Raw genomic sequence first — 21,419 nt, 5'->3', positions numbered from 1 at the left:
CGTGGAGCGGAGTTCGTCGCCTTGGTTGCGGCGGCATTCGTTCCTCGTGGAGGTTTCATGTTCAAGCTTGGAAGCGCGGTCGTCCTGACCGTGGCCGCCGGGGCGCTGGCGTTTGCCGGTTCCGGTGTGGCCAGTGCCGACGCTGGCGCGCAGGGTCTGGCCTACGGCTCGCCGGGCGTCCTGTCCGGCAACGTGGTGCAGATCCCGATCAGCGTCCCGATCAACGCGTGCGGCAACTCCGTCAACGTGCTCGGACTGCTCAACCCGAGCTTCGGCAACACCTGTGTCAACGGCGGTTACGGCCGTCAGCAGCACCACGACGGTGGCAAACAGCACGAAGGCAAGAAGGACTGGAAGCACGAGAAGCACGGCAAGTACAACCACCGCTGAGACCGCTGATCGTTCGGCCACGGTCGGTCCGCAGCCAAGCCTTCGGTGGTAATGCCCCCAGCCGCAACCTGGGGCCTTGCCGCATCTTTCGCGCGCTCTCCGCAGGTCTCTGCCGCCAGTCGGGTGAGCGAGCGTACCGGCCCGTGACTCCGGGCCGACCCGCCGGCTTGAGATGACATGCGTGCATGATTCGGCCCTCGGTATGCGCGCTGCGCATGTCCGGGTGTCAGTCGGCCAAGACGCGCGCCCTGACCGCCCCCGCCCGAGCCAGGACGGGGGCGGTTGTCGTGCTTTGTGCCTGGTCCCGTCGGGTGACGGTGCACGTCGATGCATTCGGGAGTCTGCCGGGTCGGAGTCACTGCCGCAGGCGTATGGCCGCTGATTACAAGGCCAGCGGGAGGCTGCGCGCGACCAGGCTGAGTCCGACGACGAGGACGAGTGCCGCGGTCAGGAGAGCGGTGTAGGGCGCGACCCTGCGGATGAGTGCGAACGCGGGTCGGGAGGTAAGGGATTCGGCTCGGTTGCCGAGCTTGACGAGGAGGATTCCGACGGCTGTGAGGGTGGCCGCCATGCCGATGCCATAGGCGAGGACGAGTGCCGCGCCGAAGCCGGTACGGCCCAAGGCGATGGCACCGAGAAGCACGACGAGCGCGGAAGGACTGGGCACCAGTCCGCCGGCGACCCCCAGACCGATGAGTCCGCGCGTGGTGAAGGGCTGTGCGCCGCCTTCGACGGGTGCGTGGGGGTGCGCGTGGTGGTGGGTGTGTCCGAACAGGCCGTGGCGGTGGGGCTTTTCGTGGTCGTGTCCGTGGCTGTGGGGATGCGCGTGTGGTTCGTGCGTGTGGACCGGGTGGTCGTGCATGTGGGGCATCTCGGTGGTCGCGGAGACGTGGCCATGTGCACCGGCGCCGGCCATTGCGAGGGGTGACATTTCAGCCGGGCGGGCAGCGGCGGCAGTGTTGTGGCGGGAGCGGCGGGTGGCGTCGGTGAGGAGTGTGGCGCCGACGAGGGTGACGAGGGCGCCGCTGATGACCCCGAGCCAGTTCAGCACCGTGTCTCCGGCCAGGGAGGAGAAGGTGGTGAGGCAGAGGCCGATGATGATGACGCCGGCGGTGTGGGTGACTGTCACGGTTGCTCCGACGGTGACCGCGTCGCGCACGTTGCCGCGGCGCCCTGCGAGATAGGCCGCCATCACGGTCTTTCCGTGCCCTGGCAGCAGCGCGTGACCCGCGCCGAGCACGAGCGAGAGCAGTACCGCCAGCAGGCCGATCGGCAGGGTGAGGTCGCGCGCTCCGGTCATCGAGGTGAGGCGCTGCGACAGCGCTTCGACGCGTCCGGTGAGGCCGCCTCCTTCTCCCGCCTCTGCGGTGTTGCTGAGGGGGGTACCGGCGGTCTGGCCACCCGGGCCGGCTGTCACCTGTGCAGTGGTGTCGCCGCGCGGCGTGGAGAGAAGGTCGCGCGGGTAGCTGCGCAGCTCATGGGTGGAGGAGGTCTGGGGGACGGTGGAGTGCTGGAGGCGGGTTCCGATGCCCGTTGCGGTGATCTCGTGCCAGCCGACCCGCTTCCTGTCGGCGCCGGTGTCGACCCGCAAGGTCACCGCCCCGACTGTCAGGTCCAGCGGTGCGCGCAGCCGGCACTCCAGTCGCCCGGTGCGCAGACCGCCTTGGCCCGGTTGGAAGCGGAAGGTTGCCGACCGTGTCGTCCAGACCAGGCGCTGCGGGGTAGTGACGGTGAGTTTTGCCGAGGTGGCGGCGCACTGAGTAGTGGCCCAGGTGGTGCGTTCGCTGCTGCTCGTCTGACGGTCGCCGTCGGTGTCGATGGCCGGGGTGGCCTGGAGTGTGGGGATCTCGGCGGTGTCGGTGACCGTCAGCACATCGACGTGGTCGGGGTGGAGGGTGAATCCGGCGTACTCGTTGATCGAGAAATTACCGAGGGGATGTGCCTCGGCTGTGGGTACGGCCACGGCGAACAGCGAGACCACGGCGGTGGCCAGCAGGGCCACACGCCGCGCGAGGACACGGTGAGCGGTCACCACAGGACGGCTTCCGAGCAGGGAATTCATCCGTTTCGCCTCCGGCGAGGGGGCGCAGGGGAACGCCTGGATGGCTGGCGCGGCCTGCAGTTTGATGGCTTGGTCCGCCCGAGGGGGCGGACCACAGTGGTACCCGTTCGTTCTCTGCGAGTGCCGGTCCTGGTCGCCTCGTCACCCGCGCGGCTCACAGCGCCCCTCCGCCCGGGGGCAGAGGACGTTCCTGCCAAGTCCCCGTTCGGCCCTTCCGCCGCGCGCAGGCTTCCCACGCGTGGTGCTCTTTACGTAGCTCTTAGTCACATTGTGTGGCGTGTGCCGCGTGGTTTTCACCTCCGGGTTGGGCCCGGCTTGCTCCCAGGTGGCTCTTCGAGCGCAGACCCCAGCCGCCTACCTTCAGCTTCCGGAGGGCCGCGGCTCTCACCGGAAACGGATGGCCCATGCAGTCCTGCCGCCCCCGATCGAAACGCCCGGCTCGCAGCCTCGAACGAGCGCTCGCAGCCTCTGGAACCCTCGCCCTGGTGAGCGCCATGGCGCTCACCGGCCTGGCGCCCGGCACCAGCTCCGCCTCCAGCCACCGCGAGGCGCCCCTCACCTCGGGCGACCCGAAGGCCGACAACACCGACGTCTACGCCTTCACCAGCCCCGACAAGCCGGACACCGTCACACTGGTGGCCAACTGGATTCCCTTCGAGGAGCCCAACGGCGGACCGAACTTCTACCCGTTCGCCAACGACGCCCGCTACCACATCAAGATCGACGCGAACGGTGACGGCAAACCCGACACCACCTACACGTGGGCGTTCACCGACCACATCCGGGACGCCGCCGACCAGTTCCTCTACAACACCGGTGTCGTGAAGAAGCTGGACGACCCGACCCTCAACTTCCGTCAGACCTACACCCTGACGGCGACCGACGCGCACGGCAGCACCAAGACGCTCCTCAAGGACGCGCCGGCGGCTCCGTCGAACGTGGGTATCGCGTCGATGCCCGACTACGCCTCGCTGCGCAAGCAGGCCGTCCTGGACCTGCCGAACGGCGGCCAGACATTCGCCGGGCAGGCGTCCGACCCGTTCTTCCTGGACCTTCGGATCTTCGACCTCCTGTACGGAGGCAATCTGAAGGAGACCGGGCACAACACGCTCGCCGGTTACAACGTCAACACCATCGCCCTCCAGGTGCCGAAGAAGGATCTGGCACTCAAGGGCGACGCCACCCGCAACCCCGTGATCGGCGTCTGGTCCACCACTGACCGCAAGGGCGCGGCCGTCGTCGGTGCCGGTGACAAGGGCGGGGAGTCGTCCTCGGCCGGGGACGCCAAGGGACCGGACAAGGACACCGCACCCGACCAGGGCAGCGAGTCGGAGTGGCGCCAGGTCTCACGACTCGGGAACCCGCTGGTCAACGAGGTGGTCGTCCCGCTGAAGTACAAGGACGCCTTCAACGCGCTGAGCCCTGACAAGGATGCCTCGGTCACCCCGGTGGTCGACAAGGTCAAGGACCCGATCGTGCCCAAGCTGATCCAGAGCATCTACGGGATCCCGGCACCGGCGACGCCGCGCAACGACCTGGTCGAGATCTTCCTCACCGGTATCTGCAAGGCATGCGGCCCGATCAAGGCGGACCTGAACTCACAGCTGCTGAACGCCGACGTCGACAAGGCCGCGTTCGTCCCGGCAGAGGAACTGCGGCTCAACATGTCCGTGCCCGTCACAGCCAAGCCCAACCGCCTCGGCGTTCTCGCCCAGGACCTGGGCGGCTTCCCCAACGGCCGCCGGCTCAACGACGACGTCGTCGACATCGAGCTCCAGGCCCTCGAAGGCGCCGCCCAGACCGGCAAGATCGTCAAGGGCCTGGCAGCGGGCGACGCGGTCGACACCCCCTACCGTCAGCCCGGGAACTCCTTCCCCTACGTTGCGCTGCCCAACACCGCAGCCGTCAACCAGGCCGACTCCCTGCACCCCGACGGCGGCGTCGGAGCGGGCTTCGGCGGCACCGCCTTCGGCGACGGATTCCCCGTCGCGGCCGTCACCGCAGTTGGCGGCGGCGCACTCCTGGCCTGCGCGGGAGCGCTGGCCCTGCGCCGGCGGCGCGCGAACCAGGCATGACCAGCCCCGCCGCCACAGGTCGCCCGCCCTCGGACTCCGAGGGCGGGCGACCGCGGCGCGACCAGGGACACCACCCGAAGCGCCGCCGCCGCATCATCGCAGCGGTCGCCGTCGCCACGGGTATCGGGCTCGGCGGCGCCGGTACCTGGGTCCTGCTCGATCCGACGACCCACGCTGTCAGGGACATCGACATAGGAGAGGTCCCTGTCCAGCCGGGGTCGGACAACACCATGACTGAAACCGCACCCGGGGCGCCGCCCCAGCGGATACGCATAGCCTCGATCGGCCTCGACAAGCCACTTACCGGCCTCCGCGTCCAGCAGGACGGCAGGCTCGCCGCACCGGGGGATCCCGCGGAAGTCGGATGGTGGAGTGACGGCCCGCGGCCCGGTGACCCGGGTGCGGCGGTCTTCGTCGGACACGTCGACTCCGCCACCGGACCAGCAGCCTTCTACGGACTGTCCTCACTGCGGCCGGGCGATCGGATAACCATCCGCAGCGACAACGGCAGGGAACTGGCTTTCACCGTCCGGGCGCTGCGGAGTTACGAGAAGGACGCCTTCCCCGACAGCCAGGTCTACGCCACCACCGGTCCACCGGCACTGAGGCTGATCACCTGCGGCGGCACCTACGACCGGACGCAAGGCGAGTACCTCGACAACCTCGTCGTCTACGCCACCCTTGCCCGCTGACCACCGGGCCCGGCCACACCCCTAAGAGCGGGAAGAGACCATGCAACTGCGCCAACTGCCCACGCGTCGAAGCTTCCTGCTGTCCGCCACGGTGGCCGTCGTTCTCGCCGCGGCTCTGTTCCTCGCCGGCGGACTCGGGCTGTCCCCGTGGCCCGCGTCGCAGAGCGTCCCGGGCACGTCCGAAGCCAACTCGGGCCGAGGCCCCGCCACCGGCGCTGACCCGCTGGCTGCCGACATCAGCACGCTCCAGGACCGCGCACGGCGCAATCCCCGCGATCCCGTCGCGCTCGGGACGCTCGGCCTGAACTACGTCCAGCAGGCGAAGATCACTGCCGACCCGACGTACTACCCCAAGGCCGAAGAAGTCCTCAAGCGTTCACTCACGCTGGACAGCACGGACAACTTCGCCGCGATGGGCGGCATGGCCGCACTCGAATCGGCCCGGCACAACTTCTCCCAGGGACTGTCCTGGGCCAAGCGCGCTGTCGCCGTCAACCCCTACAACGCCACGCTCTACGGGACGCTCGCCGACGCCTACACACAATTGGGCCGCTACTCCGAAGCTGCCGACGCCGTGCAGAAGATGGTCGACCTCAAACCCGGCACCCCGTCCCTTGCCCGCGCCTCCTACGCCGCGGAACTGCGGGGAGACACCACCACCGCGCGCAGCGACATGCAACGAGCCCTGCAGAGCGCCGGCAGTCCGGCGGACCGGGCATTCGCCCGCTACTACCTCAGCGAGATGGCCTTCAACAACGGCGACGCACACCAGGCACTCACCGACTCCGAACAGGGCCTGCGCGCCGTCCCCGACGACGCCCCCCTGCTCCAGATCAAAGCCAGGGCCGAGGCCGCCCTCGGAAAGAACACCGAAGCCCTCACCGACCTCACCCGGGCCGGACAGCGCCTGCCTCTACCCGAATACGTGCTCCAACTCGGCGAGCTCTACGAGTCACTCGGCCGCACGAAGCAAGCAGACCAGCAGTACGACATCTTCCGCGCCGAACAGAAACTCTTCGCGGCCAACGGCGTCACACTCGACTCCGACGCCGCCCTCTTCGAAGCCGACCACGGAGACCACGAACAAGCGCTCGCCCTCGCCCGAAAAAGCCTGAAGAGCCGGCCCTTCCTCGACTCCCAGGACGCCCTCGCCTGGGCCCTCCACACCAACGGCCAGGACGAAGAAGCCCTCACCGCCTCGGACAAGGCACTCGCACTGGGCACCCGCAACGCCCTCTTCCACTACCACCGCGGCATGATCCAGCAGTCCCTCGGCAACACCGACGCTGCCCGCGACGACCTCACCAAGGCCCTGACGATCAACCCGCACTTCAACCCGCTGCACGCGCCCAAGGCGCGAGCCGCTCTGAGAGTGCGGTACGTGACGTAATGCCCGTTTCGGGTTTGGGGGTTGGGTGAGGAGTCCTGGTCGACGGGGTAAGCCGGGGGTCAGGTGCGGGGCTGAGTGAACAGGCCGGGTTCGGGTTCGGTGAGGATGCCTCGTGTGACCAGGCGTTTCAGCTTGGGCCGGATGCCTTCGGTGTTCTTCGGGAGGATCGGCAGGTCGAGGGCCTGGCACAGGTCGCGGGCCCGCATCGGCCGTCCGGCGTCGGTGAGGGCGGTGAGTATCTGCTGGTAGGCCGGGTGGTCCGGCACCTCAGGGCGGGGCGTCTCCTCGGCGGGCGCCGGAGCGGGGATGGCGTGGAGAGTCTTGCGGGTGATGCGCAGGTTCTCGCTTTCCGCGTCAAGTTCGCCGAGCCGCGCGGTGAGTTCCCCGATGCGGGAGCGGAGCTGTACGGCTTGCTCACCGAGTTCGCGCTCGCGCGCCTCGATGTACTCCAGGACGGCACTGATCTGTGGGTTTTCGGTCACGGTGTCCTCCAGGCGGGGGTGGTGGCGCCGGTGAGGCGGCGGGCCATCACGGAGGTCATCGCCCAGAAGACGCGGGAGCGGGAGCTGGCGGGTCGGTGTTCGTAATCGCGGACCAGCCGCCGGTAGAACATCACGATCCCGTTCGTCTGCTCCACCACCCAGCGCTTGGCCTGCGGGACAAAGCCCACGCGCGACCTCAGGCTCGCCCTCGGAGTTCGCCAAGGCGAGGCGTTCGGCCTCGCGGAAGAGGACTTCGCCTTCAGGGCGGAGGTGGTCCACATACGGCGCCAGCTCCGCTGGGACGGGAAGGGGTGGCCGTACTTCTGCCTCCCCAGGGCCGAAAGACCCGTGATGTTCCCCTTCCGCCGAACCTCGCCCGCCGCGTTCGGCTCCACTACCAGCGCTTTCCGCCGGTCGAGTGCACCCTGCCGTGGCGTAATCCCGAGACGCCGGCGACCGAGTTGGAAGAGCGTCAGCGCAAGCCGATCACCCTGCGACTCGTGCTGAGCACCTCCCACGGGCTTCGGATCAATCCCGGGACTTGGAACGAGCGCAGTTGGAAGCCCGCTCTCGTAGCCGCAGGGGTTCTGCGCCAGGTCGGCGAGAAGGCGGAGAGTTACGGTTCCCGCGTCCGCCTCCACCCCGTCTACGAGCGCTCACGGCCGGACATGTTCCACGTTCTGCGCCATACCTTCGCGAGTGTGCAGTTGCAGGCCGGCGAGTCCATCGTGAGCGTGGCGACCTGGCTGGGGAACTCCTCCCCGAAGGTCACGCTCGACTACTACGCTCACTTCATGCCGGGCGCAGGCAAGCGCGGACTGGCCGCGATGGATACGTGGCTCGTGTGATGCGGGATCGAAAGTCCCCGAGAAGTCCCTGGCGCTGACAAAGCCGCCACACAACCGGCGAAACCGCAGGTCACAGGGCTACGCGCAACGCGGCCCAGTTGTACGCGGAGTACAAGGGGCCGCTGTACGCCGCTCCCCCGCTGCTCCAGCGGATGGTCGACGCGGGCCGGCTCGGCCGCAGGACGGGCTCGGGGTTCTACGCCTACTGACCGTCCTACCGGCGGGCCCGCCGGGGCACGTTCCCCGAGGTCAGGACCGCGCGCTGCCCCGAGGGAGCCTCGTCTTCCACTGCCTACCGGCGCCGTGCCGGAGCGCTACGGAGCGACGGTGAGGATGCGCGTGCCCGAAGACGGGCGGGTGTACCGGGTCGCGATCGAGGACGTCAGCGCCTGGGCGGTGGGCGACTTCAGCTACTCCGAGCACTGACCCCATCGCCCGCGCCGAGAGACCTCGATACGCGGTGAGGGTCCGACCCAAGTGTGTCGGCCGGACCCTCACCACAGCTCTGTAGGCAGCTCGCGCCTGCCCATCGCTCAAACGGCCACAGGGGCGCCGAGCATCGCGGCCGCCTGCTGCAACGGGTTCAGCACCCGGGCGGGTGCGGGGGCATGGGGGCGTTCGGAGCACGTGAAGCCGAGCTGGGTCATGGCTCGCACGACTTCTCCTGCGCTGAAGTCGCGGCGGTCCTGGCGTGTGATGACCTGGCCGACCTGTTTGACGGGGTAGGTGCGCCGGCCGATGATCACGGACTCGCCGGCAGCGTGCTCGGGCTTGATGCCTTTCATCGATTCCAGGACGCCGCTCCTGGTCAGGTCGAACGGGAAGCGGGCGATGACACAGCGCATGATGCCTCACAGGGAGAGGAACGAAGGGGGAGTGGTACTGCCGCGGATGGGGCGGCTCAGCCGGCGAGGGCGAGGACGCCCAGGGCACTGCCGTGTTCGTCGACCACAGGCAGGGCATCGACGTGGCTGTGGCGCATCATGTGCCCGGCTTCGGCCATGGTGGTCAGCGGTGAGGTGAACGGTCCTCGGTCGCCGAGGATGTCCCGTTCTCAGGCAGCGGCGTCGAAGGAGGACTGATGCGCGGTCACGCGCCGGGCCGTGGAGGCGGGGCTGCGCCGGCCTCGTGAGGGCGCGCTGCGCCGGCGCCGCTCGACCACCGGCGCGGTGATCGTCACGGGAATACCCGAGGGGGTCTGGGCGCCGGTGATGAGGCCGAGTGCCTCTTCGCCGGAGCGGACCTGGGTGGTCTGGGGCACGATGCCGGCAGCGGTCATGAGGCGGGTCATGTCTCGGCGCTGGTCGGGGGTGACGAGGGTGACGACGCTGCCGGACTCCCCTGCCCGTGCGGTTCGGCCGCCGCGGTGGAGGTAGTCCTTGTGGTCGGTCGGCGGGTCGACGTTGACGACGAGGTCGAGGTTGTCGACGTGGATGCCGCGGGCGGCGACGTTCGTGGCCACGAGCACGGTGACGTGCCCGGTCTTGAACTGGGTCAGGGTCCGGGTGCGCTGCGACTGCGCCTTCCCGCCGTGCAGTGCTGCGGCACGGACCCCGCTGGCCAGCAGGTGGTCGGTGAGCTTGTCCACGGCCCGCTTGGTGTCCAGGAACATGATCACCCGGCCGTCGCGGGCTGCGATCTCGGTGGTCGTACGGTTCTTGTCCGCTCCGTGGACGTGGAGCACGTGGTGCTCCATCGTGGTGACCGCACCGGCGGAGGGGTCGACGGAGTGGACGACCGGGTCGGTGAGGTAGCGGCGGACCAAGCGGTCGACGTTACGGTCCAGGGTGGCGGAGAACAGCATCCGCTGGCCTTCGGGGCGGACCTGGTCCAGCAGTGCGGTGACCTGGGGCATGAAGCCCATGTCAGCCATCTGGTCGGCCTCGTCCAGCACGGTGATCGCGACCTGGTCGAGTCGGCAGTCACCCCGGTCGATGAGGTCCTTGAGCCGGCCCGGTGTCGCCACGACGACCTCGGCGCCACCGCGCAGCGCGTTGGCCTGCCGGCCGATCGACATGCCGCCGACGACGGTGGCCATGCGCAGCCGCACCGAGCGGGCGTACGGGGCCAGGGCGTCGGTCACCTGCTGGGCCAGCTCACGCGTCGGCACGAGGACCAGGGCCAGCGGCTGTCGGGGCTCGGCACGCTGACCGGCGGTGCGGGCCAGCAGAGCCAGGCCGAAGGCGAGGGTCTTGCCGGAGCCGGTGCGCCCACGTCCCAGGGCGTCGCGACCGGCGAGGGTGTTGGGCAGGGTCGCCCCCTGGATCGGGAAAGGAACGCTCACACCCTGGGCGGTCAGCGCCGCCAGCAACTGCCCCGGCATGTCGAGGTCGGCGAACGCCTCGACGGCGGGCAGCGCGGGAGTGACCGTGACCGGCAGGGCGAACTCGCCCTGAACCGCGGCGGGACGCCGCCCCTTGCCGGCTGAGCGGCCCGAACCGCCGGAACGGGCCGGGGCAGCGGAACGGGTAGAGGCGGTCGAGTTGAAACGGCCACCGCCCCGGCCGGAGTCGGCGGCACGGCTGCGGGAAGAGTAATTGTTCGTACGTGTGGGGTTCATTCAGAACCTTCCTTGATACGGCACGTATCAAGGAATTCTCGCAGCGGACGAACAGCGCGGGGAATCACAAGAACGGGCCGAGCGGAATGCGAAGTCAAATGAGATCTGCGATTGGCCCCGGAGCGGGATACAGACCCTGGAATGAGTAACGCCGCGTGGGCGGGGAATCCAGTTCCACCGACAGGTGGACTCGGGAGGAGTGGGCAGCGAGAAGGTTCTGCGGGCGGAGAAGACTCCACCGCAGGTGGCACCACTGCCGGAGAATGCCCGGAGCTGGGGCTCGCACCCCGAAGGATGTGGGCCCCAGCTACGAAGTGCGCGGCAACGTCAGGCGGGAACGATGTTCTCGGCCGTCGGGCCCTTCTGGCTCGGTGCGATGTCGAAGGTGACCTTCTGACCTTCGAGCAGCTCACGGAAACCCTGGGCGGCGATGTTCGAGAAGTGGGCGAACACGTCAGCGCCGCCACCGTCCTGCTCGATGAAGCCGAAACCCTTGGCCGCGTTGAACCACTTCACAGTGCCTGACGCCATGTCATGTCTCCTTCGAGGGGCAGGTACGTCGGAATCCGTCATGCACGGACGCCGCGTCGCCGCGATGATGCCCCGCCCGGAGAGATACCGGAAATACAATGAAGCTTCCACTGGTCGAAAATACCCACGCAGAAGCTTGAAGTTTTGGGAACCACAACTGCAACCGAGACAGACAGTAGCATGCCGTAATGGTCCGCATGCAGCGAGAAATCTCATTCTCTTCACTGCGGCAAAAACACTCCCGGGGCGGCGCATTGAACCCTCACGCCGCGGCCATAGATATCGCCCCTCCCCGGGCACAGCGTTGCAGAAAGAATACGTACCTTCGCAGCGCCGAGGACGAGAGCATCCTCTCGAGCGTGGCAACCTCAGGGGAACGGCCCTTGAGCGCGCTTAGGCCAGGCGGGTTCGGCACCCGCCGGTTTCCCACCGGACGCGCAGGGCTTCAGACCGAGGCAGGCCGTTCCGGGGGGCCTGGCGTCTCTGCGGTGTTCGGCGTTGATGCGCTGGGCTTCCTCGAGTCGGCCCTCGAGGATGACGATGCGACAGGCGGCCTCGATCGGGGTACCGCCGTCGACGAGTTCGCGGGCGCGGGGCGGCGATGCGGAGCTGGTAGCGGGGATAACGGCGATGGCCGCCCACGGAGCGCAGGGGGTGATGAGGCGGGCTTCGACGATGGCGCGGAGGAACCCTTGCGCGGTGTTGAGCATCTCGGCTGCCCGACCCATGGTGCAGGCGGGGTAGTCGTCGTCGAGCCGGCCGAACGAGTCGCCTGCTGCCATCTGCACCTTCCTGTGGCACACACGTCGGAGGGGCCCTGGTGCCAATGGCACCAGGGCCCCGAAGGAACTGCTACACCATCAGCCGGCCTTGATCGGCTGCGCCGACTCTGTGTTTCCGCATACCTGCCTGGAAGAGGTCCGGGGGTTGCGGGGATCGCGGTTGCTTGACCGGAGACCACCTCACTTGCGATGTCCTGCGGTACCCGGGCCCAACACTTCCGCCCGGGCGATCCTGATGGCGTTCAACTCCTCCGTTCTTTCCCTCTGGACAAACACTTCCGTGCTTCTGGTGGCCTCTCACAGCGCCACTTCGACAGCCAGCCCCGTCGCCCGTCCTGCGTCTGCTCCGGCTTGGAACCCCACTGCCGAACTTCCCGGTACGCGCGCCGCAGCCTGACGCCATTTACCGAGGTACCACTGGTACTGCGGACTGCACTTACGTCCTACGGTCCTACTCATGGCAGCCCCTGAAAGATGCGGCCGCCCGGTCCGGTCGCCAGCCCCGTCGCCATCCTGCAAGAACCCCGGCTTCGGAACTCCACCACCGCACCGACCTGCGCACTGCAACTGCTGACTACTACTGCCTGGCAGTTCATATCTGCCAGGCTTCGCTGACCTTCTTGGCTACGAGAGAAACCATAACCACCCAGCACCTCGATGTCTACCTCGGCCAGCATAGATTTTCAGTGGCCGGCCAGGAAGACTGTCTGTCTGGACCATGGGCGGAGCGCACGCACCGCAGCCGGGGCACAGGCCCCCGGTCGGACAGGACTCCTCCCGTACGGACGACGGAGATCAGGGTGGCCCGATGGACACGATGAGCCTCGACGTCTCACCTGTCCCTTCGGCGGCAACTCTGCCGGCACTCGGAAGGCCGCACGGAACCTCGTAGGTCTTGCCGATCGCAGCAGGCCCCCGCGACCCCCGACGTCGGTTGGCCGTCGGGAGCCGAGCAGACCGCCTGGCACGTCCTGCACGCCGACCGCAGGTCGGACGGCCCTAGCGGGCGGAAAGCCTTCCTCGAAGCTTGGTCGAACGTCCGAAAGGGCTGTACGCAGCGCCGACCAGTGGTGGTACGCGCAATAAAAGGAGCCGCTGCACGCCGCTGCTCCCCCGCCGCTCCAGCGGATGGTCGCCGCCGGGCGGCTCGACCGCAGGACGGGCTCGGGCTTCTACCCGTACGGCTGAACCGCCTCCCCTGCGGTGGAGCCGGACATCACCCGGTCCGCTCCACCGCACGGGCACGCGGTCAGCTCAGCAGCAGGTGATGGAGCATCAGCAGACCGGCCGTCATGTTGGCCGCCGGGATCTCACCGCGCGCGATCATGTCCGGCACCAGTTTGAGCGGGACCCACTCGCGGCGCGAGGACTCGAAGTCGTCCACCGGGTCGCCGGTCCAGGTCGCCTCACGTGTCCAGAAGAGGTGGTGCCGTGCGTCGATGAGGCCGTTGGCCGGCTCGACGGTCATCAGCGGGACCAGTGCGCCGGGGCGCCAACCGGTCTCCTCCTCCATCTCCCGGGCTGCCGCGGCCGCGGCGTCCTCGCCGTCCTCGACCACGCCCGCGGCGAGTTCCCATCCCCAGCTGTCGGTGATGAACCGGTGCCGCCACAGGAGCAGGACCTCGTTGGCCTCGTTGACGACGGTCGCGGCGGCCACGGCCCTGAGGCGGATCAGGAAGTGGTCCAGACGGCGCCCGTCAGGGAGTTCGACATCCGCCAGATTGACCCGGAACCAACGGTTCTCATACACGGTCTGTTCGCTTAAGTTCGCCCACTGCACAGTTCTGCCACCTTCCGACTGGTCGATGGCAACATCCGAGCAGGCTCGGCCGCGCAGCGGAACGCGCGCAGGCCCCCCGCACGAGGCTCACAGAGGCACGCGCAGCGCTCCGCCGATGACGTCGGCGGCGGCTTCGGCGTCCGCGCAGCCACTCGCGGCCAGGTGCTCCCGCACGGACCGCAGTCGGTCCCGGAGGCGTCGGGACTCCATGCCCCGGGCGCGTTCCGCCATCTCACAGGCCGTGCCGGCCGCCTTCTCCGCCTCCCCCTGGAGCAGTTCGAGGTGGGTGAGCATGGCGAGCCGGTGCACCGTCCCGCGATCGTGCGCCGGGGAGCGTACGGCCAGCGCCGCGTGCTCCCGGGCTCCGGCGAGATCTCCGAGGCTCAGCAGCGCCTCGGCCACCTGGACGTTGACGAGGCCGGGCTGGACGTAGCCCGTCTCGTCCGGCTCGCCGCACGTACGGATACGGCCGGCCTCCGCCTCCGCGTGCCGGATGCACTCCAGGGCGGCGCGGCTGTCGCCCAGCCGGGCATAGGCCTTGGCCTGCATCGCGTGCAGGTCGGCGGCGAGTGCCGGGGTGATGTGCGGGCCCGCCGCCCGCAGCGCCGCCTCGGCGAAGGCCACGGACCGGCGGAAGTCCGCCAGGTGGAGCGACTGGTTCACCAGTAGTGCGATGACATAGCCGCCGAGCCCCCGGTCCCCGCTGGCCTTGGCCAGCCGCAGCGCCTGGTGGAAGTACCGCTGCGCCAGCCCGTGGGCGTCGGAGTCGTAGGCGCAGATACCCGCGACCGCCACCAGCCCGGCGGTCGCCCGGTGCAGCTGACGGCCCGTGGCGTCGCCGTACCCGCCGCGCAGCAGCGGCGCGGCCTCGGCGTTGAGGAATCCGACGACCCGGGACCTGGTCGCGATGCCGCCCGTCTTCCTGTACATCTGTTCGTAGTGGGCGCGGGCGGCGCGGAGCATCGCTATGTCGGCCCTGCCCACCCGCGAGGGGCCGGGGCGTGCCACATCGGCGTCCTCGGGAGGGTTCTCCCACTCCCACACCGGCATCACCGCCGTCGTACCGGTGACGACCGGCACGGCGGCGAGGTGCGGGCGCTGCTGGTCGTCGGAGCGCCACAGGGCGGTCGCGTGCTCGACGAACCCGGAGAGGCCGCCGTCGCGTGCGGGAGTGGACACCCCCGTGACGCCCATGCCGATGTCGTCGAGCGTCACCGGCCGTCGCAGCCGGCGCCCGAGGACATCGCAGATCAGGTCGGGGACCTGCCCGCGCGGGCGCTGACCCTTCAGCCAGCGGGAGACCGCCGTGTGTTCGTACCGCAGGGACAGCCCGCGTGCGCGGCCGGCCTGGTTGACGTGGCCGGCGAGTCCCGCCCGGGACACGCCGGCCTCGTCGATCAGGGATTCGAGCAGGACGTTGGGCTCCATTGCCCCCCCCATGTGCGTGTCGCAACGACCCTAGTGGAGCACGATTCACACGGGGTGTGAACGCAATGCCCGAACCGTCCCGCTGTGCACTCTGCCGCTCCGGGACACCGCTCGGTTGAATGAGTCCCTCGCAAGAGGCGGCCGGGTCGTCGGCTCCCCCTCGTAAAGTTCGACGACCCGCACCCGCGCCGTCCGTTCTGCCGGCCTGCCCGACACTCCGTGGCAGAGCGGACGGCGCCGGATCGCACAGCCCACTGCCCCGATGACAGACGGGCCGTGTGCGGTCACCGGGCCGTCCGGCGAGACAGAGAGGGGCGTATCCGGTGGCCGGATACGCCCCTCCTCACCTTCCGGGTGGCTACGCGCCGCGCAGCACGGCTCCCGTGCGCTCGGCTGCCAGGGCGACCGCCGTGTCACGTGCGGCGGAGGCCTCCTCGACGGTGAGCGTCCGGTCCGGGGCGCGGAACCTCAGCGCGTACGCCAGGGACTTGCGGCCCTCACCGATCTGCTCGCCGGTGAAGACGTCGAACAGCCGGAGCGATTCCAGCAGCTGACCGGCGCCTTCGCGCAGCGCCTGCTCCACCGCGTCGGCGGGCACGTCGGCACCGACGACGAGGGCGACGTCCTGGGTCGCCACCGGGAAGGCGGAGATCCTCGGCGCCTGGAGCGCGCCGTCGACGGCCTGTTCCAGGACGTCGAGTTCGACCTCCATGGCACAGGTCCGCTCGGGCAGGTGGAGCTCCTTGACGACACGCGGGTGCAGTTCGCCCGCGTGACCGAAGAGGGTCTCCTCGCCGTCGACCGTGACGTACAGCGCGGCGCAGCGGCCGGGGTGCCAGGGGGCGTGGCGGTCGGCTCGGACCGTCACCTCGACACCCGCCTCGCGGGCGATGGTGCGCGCCGCCTCGACGGAGTCCGCCCAGTCGGCGGGGCGGCCCCTGCCCCACCAGCCGGCCTGCTCCCGTGCGCCCGCGAGGACGACGGCGGCGCGGCGCGGCTGGCGCGGGAGCGCCGCGTCCAGTCCGGCGATCTCCTCGTCGGTGGGACGGCGGTCGACGGGCAGCCGCACGGCCCTGGTCTCCTCACCGGAGGGCCTGAAGACCAGCCCGGTCTCGAAGAGCGCCAGGTCGTGGCTGCCGCGGCCGTCGTTGCGCCGCAGCGCGCCCAGCAGGCCGGGCAGCAGCGTGGTGCGCAGCGCCGGCTCCTCGTCGGACAGCGGGTTGACGAGGGTGACCGTACGACGGCGGGCGTCGTCCTGCTCCAGGCCGAGCTGGTCGAGGACGGCACCGCCGATGAACGGGTAGTTCAGCGCCTCGACGTAACCCGCGCCCGCCAGGGCCCGGCCGATGCGGCGGTGCAGCCGCTGACGGTCGGTGAGCCCCCGACCGGACGGCGGCGTGGGCAGGGTGGACGGGAGGTTCTCGTAACCCTCCAGCCGGATGACCTCTTCGGCGAGGTCGTTCGGCGCGGCGAGGTCGGGGCGCCAGGACGGCACCGTGACGATCAGCTCGTCCTGGCCGTAGACGTCGCAGCCGACCTCCTGCAGACGGCGTACGACGGTCTCGCGGCCGTAGGCGACACCAGCCACCCTGTCGGGGTGGTTCGCGGGCATCGCGATGGTGTGCGGTGCGGACGGGGCGGTGATCTCGGTGACCCCGGCCTCGGCCGTGCCGCCCGCCAGCAGGACCAGCAGGTCGACGGTGCGCTGCGCGGCGGCGGCTGCGGCCTTCGGGTCGACGCCCCGCTCGAAGCGCTTGGAGGCCTCCGAGGTCAGCTTGTGACGGCGCGCGGTGCGGGCGATGGCGATGGCCTCGAAGTGCGCGGCCTCGATGACGACCTCGGTGGTACCGGTCTCCTCGGCCCGCAGGTCGGCGATCTCGGTGTCGGCGCCGCCCATGACGCCCGCGAGACCGATCGGCCCGCGGTTGTCCGTGATGACGAGGTCCTCGGCGTCCAGCACGCGGACGGCACCGTCCAGCGTGGTGAGCTTCTCGCCCTGCTGGGCCCGCCGTACCCCGATCGGCCCGTCGACCCGGGCGCGGTCGTAGGCGTGGAGCGGCTGGCCGAGTTCGAGCATCACGTAGTTCGTGATGTCGACGGCGAGCGAGACGGTGCGCATCCCGGCCTTCTGCAGCCTGCGCTGCATCCAGATCGGGGAGCGCGCCTCGGGGCGCAGACCGGTGACCGTGCGCGCGGTGAAGTTGCCGCATCCGATCGGGTCGGACACCTTCACCGGATAGCCGTGCGCGTTCGGCGGGGGGACGTCCAGGAGCGCCGGGTCGCGCAGCGGCAGGCCGTACGCGATGGCGGTCTCGCGGGCGACACCGCGCATGGACAGGCAGTAGCCGCGGTCCGGTGTGACGGCGATGTCGAGGACCTCGTCGACGAGTTCGAGGAGCTCGATAGCGTCGGTGCCGGGCTCGTACTCCGGCGGCAGCACGATGATGCCGTGGGTACCGTCGTCGCCCATGCCGAGCTCGTCGGTGGAGCAGATCATGCCGTGCGAGGTCTTGCCGTACGTCTTGCGCGCGGCGATCGCGAAGTCACCGGGAAGCACGGCGCCGGGGAGGACGACGACGACCTTGTCGCCGACGGAGAAGTTGCGGGCGCCGCAGACGATCTCCTGCGGTTCGCCGGTGCCGTTGGCGGCACCGACGTCGACGGTGCAGAAGCGGATGGGCTTCTTGAAGCCCTCCAGCTCCTCGATGGTCAGGACCTGTCCGACGACCAGGGGGCCCTTGAGGCCGGCGCCGGTCTGCTCCACGGTCTCGACCTCGAGCCCGACGGAGACGAGCTCGGCCTGTACGTCACGGCCTGTCTCGGTCGCCGGCAGGTCGACGTACTCCCGCAGCCAGGAAAGCGGGACGCGCATCAGATCTCCATCCCGAACGGCCGGGTGAACCGGACGTCACCCTCGACCATGTCTCGCATGTCTTCGACGTTGTGGCGGAACATCAGCATCCGCTCGATGCCGAACCCGAAGGCGAATCCGCTGTACTTCTCGGGGTCCACACCGCAGGCGACGAGCACCTTCGGGTTGACCATGCCGCAGCCGCCGAGCTCGATCCAGCCCTCGCTGCCGCAGGTGCGGCAGGGGCGGTCCGGGTTGCCGACGGACTCGCCGCGGCAGACGTAGCAGACCATGTCCATCTCGGCGGACGGCTCGGTGAACGGGAAGAAGTTCGGCCGCAGCCGGGTCTTCATGTCCGGACCGAACAGTGCCTGGACCATGTGGTCGAGAGTGCCCTTGAGGTCGGCCATGGTGAGGCCCTCGTCGACCGCGAGCAGCTCGATCTGGTGGAAGACCGGGGTGTGCGTGGCGTCGAGCTCGTCGGTGCGGTAGACCCGGCCGGGGCAGACCACGTAGACGGGGGGCTTGCGGCTGAGCAGGGAGCGCGCCTGGACCGGTGAGGTGTGGGTACGCAGCACGACGCCGGACTCGTCGGTCCTGGCACCGTCGGCGCCCTGGACGAAGAAGGTGTCCTGCATCTGCCGGGCCGGATGGTCGGGCACGAAGTTCAGGGCGTCGAAGTTGAACCACTCCGCCTCGACCTCGGGGCCCTCCGCGACCTCGTAGCCCATGGCTACGAAGACGTCGGCGACGCGCTCCATGATGGTCGTCAGAGGGTGGCGCGCGCCCGCGGGTGTGCGGTCGTAGGGCAGCGTGACGTCCACGGCCTCCTCGACGAGCACCCGGGCGTCACGCTCGGCCTCCAGCTCGGTCTGCCGGGCGGCCAGCGCCTTGGAGACGGCGCCGCGGGCCTGGCCCACGCGCTTGCCCGCCTCGGCCTTGGCCTGCGGCGGCAGGGCGCCGATCTCGCGGTTGGCGAGCGACAGGGGCGAGGTACCACCGGTGTGCGCGGTCTTCGCCTGGGCGAGCGCGTCGAGGTCGCCCGCGGCGGCGAAGGCGGCGAACGCCTCGTCCCGCATGCGCTCGATCTCTTCCGGTTTCAGTGCCTCGACCTCGACTGGGTCGTACGACTTGTTCGGTGCCGACATCTCTTCCCGTGCTTCCGATTGGCTGATACTGCGCTGAACCGGGAAAACCCCGGACCCCGCGGTCCCCCGCTCGACGACTGAGGGCGCAAAGGTGCCAAAAGTCGAGTCTACGGGCCGCCGGGGGACGAAGAGGCCCGCGGGCCGTCCGGGCCCCCGCGCAGCCCGCCACCACCCCGAGTGGTTTCGCTCCGCGAAACCCTTATGTCAGATAGGCCGGGGCGCTGACGGGCAGGACGAACCGGAACTCGGCGCCGCCGCCCGGCCCCCGGTCCACCGTGATCGTGCCGCCGTGCGCCTCGACGATCCCCTTGACGATGTAGAGGCCCAGGCCGGTCCCGCCGCGCTTGCTCCCCCGCCAGAAGCGGGTGAAGACGCGCGCCATCGACTCCTCGGGGATACCGGGGCCTTCGTCACTCACGGTGACCGCCGTTCCGATCTCGTCGCTCTTGCCCGGCGCGGGCGCGGGGGCCACCTCGATGGTGACGGTTCCCTCGCCGTGGCGCACCGCGTTTTCCAGCAGGTTGCCGAGCACCTGGTCGACCTTGTCCGGGTCCGCCCAGAGCATCGGCAGCGGCTGCCGGGTGTGCACGAGGAAGCGGTCGGGCGCCTGGCCGGTCGCGGTGAGGGCCTGGACGTGGCGTTCGACGGCCGCGGAGACGTCGACGGGCTGGCGGCGCAGTTCGAGCCGGCCGGAGTCGATACGGGAGATGTCGAGCAGCTCGGCGATGAGCCGGGTGACGCGGTTGGCGTCGGCGTCGACGGTTTCCAGCATCAGCCGCTTCTGGTCGTCGGTGAACCGCCCCCACTTGGCCAGCAGCGTCGCGGTGAAACCCTTGACCGAGGTGAGCGGCGAGCGCAGCTCGTGGGCGACGGTGGCGATCAGCTCGGCGTGGCTGAGCTCGGTGCGGCGCCGCGCCTCGGTACCGCGCAGCGACACGACCAGCCTGCGGACCGGACCGGTCGGGCTTTCGCGCACGTACCGGGCGGTGACGAGGACCTCGCGGCCGCCGGGCAGCAGCAGATTGCGTTCGGGCTGGCCGACCCGGGTGGCGAGACCGCCGTACGGGTCGGTCAGGGTCCACCAGCGCCGTCCCTTGAGGTCCTCGAGTGGCAGCGCCTGGTCCAGGTCGCGGCCGAGCGCGGCGGCCTGGGGTGTGGCGGTGATCCGGGCCGCGGCGGCGTTGAAACAGATGACGCGGCCGGTCTCGTCGGCGACGACGAGGCCGTCGGGGAGGTCGTCCGGGCCGATGCCGGTGACCGGGTCGCCGATGGCGGCGCTCTCGCCGGCCGCGTCGGAGAGGTCGCGCACGGCGGCCGTGTGTGCCGCTCGCGGCCCGCTCGTGCCGACAGCCATATCCCGTACCCCACCTCTCGAACCGGTGCAGTGGGCCCCCGAGTTCGTCACCCTACTAGGCGTCGGCGGACGAGCGACACCCTGTGGGCGCGCACCACCGGGTGTGGCCTGTATCGAGCGGTCGGGGGCCGGCGGGGAGGTGGCTCAGCGGGTGCGGCGGGGGCGTTGGGCGCGGGCCGAGGCGTAGAGGCACACGGCTGCGGCGGTGGCCAGATTGAGGCTCTCGGCCTTGCCGTGGATCGGCACCCGGACCACCGCGTCGGCCAGGTCGCGGGTCTCCTCCGGCAGGCCCCAGGCCTCGTTGCCGAAGACCCAGGCGGTGGGCCCGCCCATGGTGTCGGCGTCGAGCTCGTCGTCCAGGTCCCTGTCACCCGCGCCGTCGGCGGCCAGGATGCGCACACCGGCGTCCCGCAGCCCCCGCACCGCTTGCTCGACGGGTACGCCGACGGCCACCGGCAGGTGGAAGAGGGAGCCGACGGAGGCGCGGACCGACTTGGGGTTGTAGAGGTCGACGGAGGCGTCTGTGAGCACGACCGCGTCCGCGCCGGCGGCATCCGCGCAGCGCAGCACCGTACCGGCGTTGCCGGGGTCGCGTACGTGGGCGAGGACGGCGACCAGGGTGGGCTTCGCCGCGAGGACGTCCTCGAAGGGCGAGTCCAGGAAGCGGCACACGCCGATCAGGCCCTGCGGGGTGACGGTCTGCGAGACGTCGGCGAGGACGTCCGCGTCCGCGAGGTGTACGCGGGCGCCGGCGTCGTGAGCGGCGGCGACGATGTCGGCGTACCGGTCGGCGGCCTCGACGGTGGCGAAGAGCTCGGTCAGCGTGGGCCCGCCGTCGCCGCCCCGGTGCGCGGCGGCCTCGCGTACGGCCTGCGGCCCCTCGGCGATGAACCTGCGCTCCTTGCCGCGGAAGTTGCGCCTGGCCAGTCGGCGTGCGGCGGCGATTCGCGGCGATCGCGCGGAGATCAGTTCGGGGGTGCCCATGGTCGGCGGCGAGCCTCTCTGCGTAAGTCGGCTTCTCTGCGTACGTTTCTCCGCGTACGGCT

16 protein-coding genes and 5 pseudogenes are annotated in these 21,419 nt (G+C 70.0%); 7 read left to right on the top strand and 14 right to left on the bottom strand.

Annotated features, from left to right (window positions below):
* Nucleotides 1-57 precede the first annotated feature (57 nt).
* Nucleotides 58-390 carry a chaplin gene (locus AB0I83_RS15505; RefSeq protein ID WP_356535314.1) on the top strand — a complete coding sequence of 111 codons (333 nt, stop codon included), beginning with the start codon at nt 58-60 and terminating at the stop codon, nt 388-390.
* Between the two features lie 382 nt (nt 391-772).
* Here AB0I83_RS15505 and AB0I83_RS15500 read toward each other — a convergent pair whose 3' ends face one another.
* On the bottom strand, nt 773-2,422 hold the full coding sequence (locus AB0I83_RS15500; RefSeq protein WP_363304914.1) for a high frequency lysogenization protein HflD: 1,650 nt from the start codon (nt 2,420-2,422) through the stop codon (nt 773-775).
* Nucleotides 2,423-2,856: 434 nt separating this feature from the next.
* On the opposite strand from AB0I83_RS15500, the gene AB0I83_RS15495 reads away from it, so the two are divergent.
* Genes AB0I83_RS15495 through AB0I83_RS15485 form a run of 3 tightly spaced genes read left to right on the top strand, consistent with a single transcriptional unit; the run spans nt 2,857 to nt 6,609 of the window.
* Nucleotides 2,857-4,527, top strand: a complete 1,671-nt coding sequence (locus AB0I83_RS15495) for a DUF4331 domain-containing protein (protein ID WP_363304913.1) — start codon at nt 2,857-2,859, stop codon at nt 4,525-4,527.
* Nucleotides 4,524-5,219: a class F sortase gene (locus AB0I83_RS15490; protein WP_363304912.1), complete on the top strand. Its 696-nt coding sequence runs from the start codon at nt 4,524-4,526 to the stop codon at nt 5,217-5,219. The genes AB0I83_RS15495 and AB0I83_RS15490 overlap by 4 nt, the downstream gene beginning before the upstream one ends.
* A gap of 40 nt (nt 5,220-5,259) precedes the next feature.
* Nucleotides 5,260-6,609, top strand: coding sequence for a tetratricopeptide repeat protein (locus AB0I83_RS15485; protein WP_363304911.1), 1,350 nt, complete (start codon nt 5,260-5,262; stop codon nt 6,607-6,609).
* Between the two features lie 59 nt (nt 6,610-6,668).
* On the opposite strand, the gene AB0I83_RS15480 is transcribed toward AB0I83_RS15485, so the two are convergent.
* Together AB0I83_RS15480 and AB0I83_RS15475 are read right to left on the bottom strand one after the other, a co-directional pair.
* Nucleotides 6,669-7,091, bottom strand: a complete 423-nt coding sequence (locus AB0I83_RS15480) for a hypothetical protein (protein WP_363304910.1) — start codon at nt 7,089-7,091, stop codon at nt 6,669-6,671.
* Nucleotides 7,088-7,276, bottom strand: a pseudogene (locus AB0I83_RS15475) (IS5/IS1182 family transposase); the annotation flags it as partial. The pseudogene AB0I83_RS15475 and the gene AB0I83_RS15480, both read right to left, overlap by 4 nt.
* A 315-nt stretch (nt 7,277-7,591) precedes the next feature.
* Between AB0I83_RS15475 and AB0I83_RS15470 the strand changes: the two are divergent.
* Both AB0I83_RS15470 and AB0I83_RS15465 read left to right on the top strand, forming a co-directional pair.
* Nucleotides 7,592-7,939, top strand: a complete 348-nt coding sequence (locus AB0I83_RS15470) for a hypothetical protein (RefSeq protein WP_363304909.1) — start codon at nt 7,592-7,594, stop codon at nt 7,937-7,939.
* 68 nt (nt 7,940-8,007) lie between these two features.
* Nucleotides 8,008-8,148: pseudogene (locus AB0I83_RS15465) on the top strand (3-hydroxyacyl-CoA dehydrogenase family protein); the annotation flags it as partial.
* A 324-nt stretch (nt 8,149-8,472) separates the two neighbouring features.
* Here AB0I83_RS15465 and AB0I83_RS15460 read toward each other — a convergent pair.
* The 5 genes and pseudogenes from AB0I83_RS15460 to AB0I83_RS15440 all read right to left on the bottom strand — a co-directional run bounded on the left by AB0I83_RS15460 (nt 8,473) and on the right by AB0I83_RS15440 (nt 11,812).
* Entirely contained in the window at nt 8,473-8,784 is a 312-nt protein-coding gene (locus AB0I83_RS15460; protein WP_363304908.1) for an SCO5918 family protein, read from the bottom strand.
* Nucleotides 8,785-8,840: 56 nt separating this feature from the next.
* Nucleotides 8,841-8,990: pseudogene (locus AB0I83_RS15455) on the bottom strand (CBS domain-containing protein); the annotation flags it as partial.
* Nucleotides 8,991-8,993: 3 nt separating this feature from the next.
* Complete coding sequence (locus tag AB0I83_RS15450) at nt 8,994-10,499, bottom strand: DEAD/DEAH box helicase (protein WP_363304907.1); 1,506 nt, start codon at nt 10,497-10,499, stop codon at nt 8,994-8,996.
* Between the two features lie 327 nt (nt 10,500-10,826).
* Entirely contained in the window at nt 10,827-11,030 is a 204-nt protein-coding gene (locus AB0I83_RS15445; RefSeq protein ID WP_056786685.1) for a cold-shock protein, read from the bottom strand.
* Between the two features lie 368 nt (nt 11,031-11,398).
* Nucleotides 11,399-11,812 (bottom strand): annotated as a pseudogene (locus AB0I83_RS15440) (MerR family transcriptional regulator).
* A 1,074-nt stretch (nt 11,813-12,886) separates the two neighbouring features.
* Here AB0I83_RS15440 and AB0I83_RS15435 point away from each other — a divergent pair.
* Nucleotides 12,887-13,000: pseudogene (locus AB0I83_RS15435) on the top strand (3-hydroxybutyryl-CoA dehydrogenase); the annotation flags it as partial.
* Between the two features lie 61 nt (nt 13,001-13,061).
* Here the strand turns inward: AB0I83_RS15435 and AB0I83_RS15430 are convergent.
* The 6 genes from AB0I83_RS15430 to AB0I83_RS15405 all read right to left on the bottom strand — a co-directional run bounded on the left by AB0I83_RS15430 (nt 13,062) and on the right by AB0I83_RS15405 (nt 21,357).
* Entirely contained in the window at nt 13,062-13,592 is a 531-nt protein-coding gene (locus tag AB0I83_RS15430; RefSeq protein ID WP_356537735.1) for an NUDIX domain-containing protein, read from the bottom strand.
* An 87-nt stretch (nt 13,593-13,679) separates the two neighbouring features.
* Nucleotides 13,680-15,020, bottom strand: coding sequence for a transcriptional regulator (locus AB0I83_RS15425; protein WP_363304906.1), 1,341 nt, complete (start codon nt 15,018-15,020; stop codon nt 13,680-13,682).
* 358 nt (nt 15,021-15,378) lie between these two features.
* A complete protein-coding gene (gene pheT / locus AB0I83_RS15420; RefSeq protein ID WP_363304905.1) occupies nt 15,379-17,892 on the bottom strand; it encodes a phenylalanine--tRNA ligase subunit beta in 2,514 nt (837 codons plus the stop codon).
* Nucleotides 17,892-19,019 carry a phenylalanine--tRNA ligase subunit alpha gene (gene pheS / locus AB0I83_RS15415; protein WP_356843553.1) on the bottom strand — a complete coding sequence of 376 codons (1,128 nt, stop codon included), beginning with the start codon at nt 19,017-19,019 and terminating at the stop codon, nt 17,892-17,894. Before pheS ends, pheT begins: the two co-directional genes overlap by 1 nt.
* A 199-nt stretch (nt 19,020-19,218) precedes the next feature.
* Nucleotides 19,219-20,373, bottom strand: coding sequence for a PAS domain-containing sensor histidine kinase (locus AB0I83_RS15410; protein WP_363304904.1), 1,155 nt, complete (start codon nt 20,371-20,373; stop codon nt 19,219-19,221).
* Between the two features lie 144 nt (nt 20,374-20,517).
* Nucleotides 20,518-21,357, bottom strand: a complete 840-nt coding sequence (locus AB0I83_RS15405) for an RNA methyltransferase (protein WP_356537744.1) — start codon at nt 21,355-21,357, stop codon at nt 20,518-20,520.
* Between the last annotated feature and the right edge of the window lie 62 nt (nt 21,358-21,419).

The organism is Streptomyces sp. NPDC049970 (assembly GCF_040660235.1).
In the GTDB taxonomy this organism is placed as follows: domain Bacteria; phylum Actinomycetota; class Actinomycetes; order Streptomycetales; family Streptomycetaceae; genus Streptomyces.
The sequence above is the reverse complement of the archived record's forward strand: the minus strand, read 5'-3'. Positions and strand labels throughout refer to the sequence as shown.

Bases quoted from the DNA above. Each gene is read 5' to 3' on its own strand.
- pheT (WP_363304905.1), bottom strand. From the start codon at position 17,892: ATGCGCGTCCCGCTTTCCTGGCTGCGGGAGTACGTCGACCTGCCGGCG.
- AB0I83_RS15490 (WP_363304912.1), top strand. From the start codon at position 4,524: ATGACCAGCCCCGCCGCCACAGGTCGCCCGCCCTCGGACTCCGAGGGC.
- AB0I83_RS15445 (WP_056786685.1), bottom strand. From the start codon at position 11,030: ATGGCGTCAGGCACTGTGAAGTGGTTCAACGCGGCCAAGGGTTTCGGC.
- AB0I83_RS15485 (WP_363304911.1), top strand. From the start codon at position 5,260: ATGCAACTGCGCCAACTGCCCACGCGTCGAAGCTTCCTGCTGTCCGCC.
- AB0I83_RS15450 (WP_363304907.1), bottom strand. From the start codon at position 10,499: ATGAACCCCACACGTACGAACAATTACTCTTCCCGCAGCCGTGCCGCC.
- AB0I83_RS15405 (WP_356537744.1), bottom strand. From the start codon at position 21,357: ATGGGCACCCCCGAACTGATCTCCGCGCGATCGCCGCGAATCGCCGCC.
- AB0I83_RS15410 (WP_363304904.1), bottom strand. From the start codon at position 20,373: ATGGCTGTCGGCACGAGCGGGCCGCGAGCGGCACACACGGCCGCCGTG.
- pheS (WP_356843553.1), bottom strand. From the start codon at position 19,019: ATGTCGGCACCGAACAAGTCGTACGACCCAGTCGAGGTCGAGGCACTG.
- AB0I83_RS15505 (WP_356535314.1), top strand. From the start codon at position 58: ATGTTCAAGCTTGGAAGCGCGGTCGTCCTGACCGTGGCCGCCGGGGCG.
- AB0I83_RS15495 (WP_363304913.1), top strand. From the start codon at position 2,857: ATGCAGTCCTGCCGCCCCCGATCGAAACGCCCGGCTCGCAGCCTCGAA.
- AB0I83_RS15425 (WP_363304906.1), bottom strand. From the start codon at position 15,020: ATGGAGCCCAACGTCCTGCTCGAATCCCTGATCGACGAGGCCGGCGTG.
- AB0I83_RS15460 (WP_363304908.1), bottom strand. From the start codon at position 8,784: ATGCGCTGTGTCATCGCCCGCTTCCCGTTCGACCTGACCAGGAGCGGC.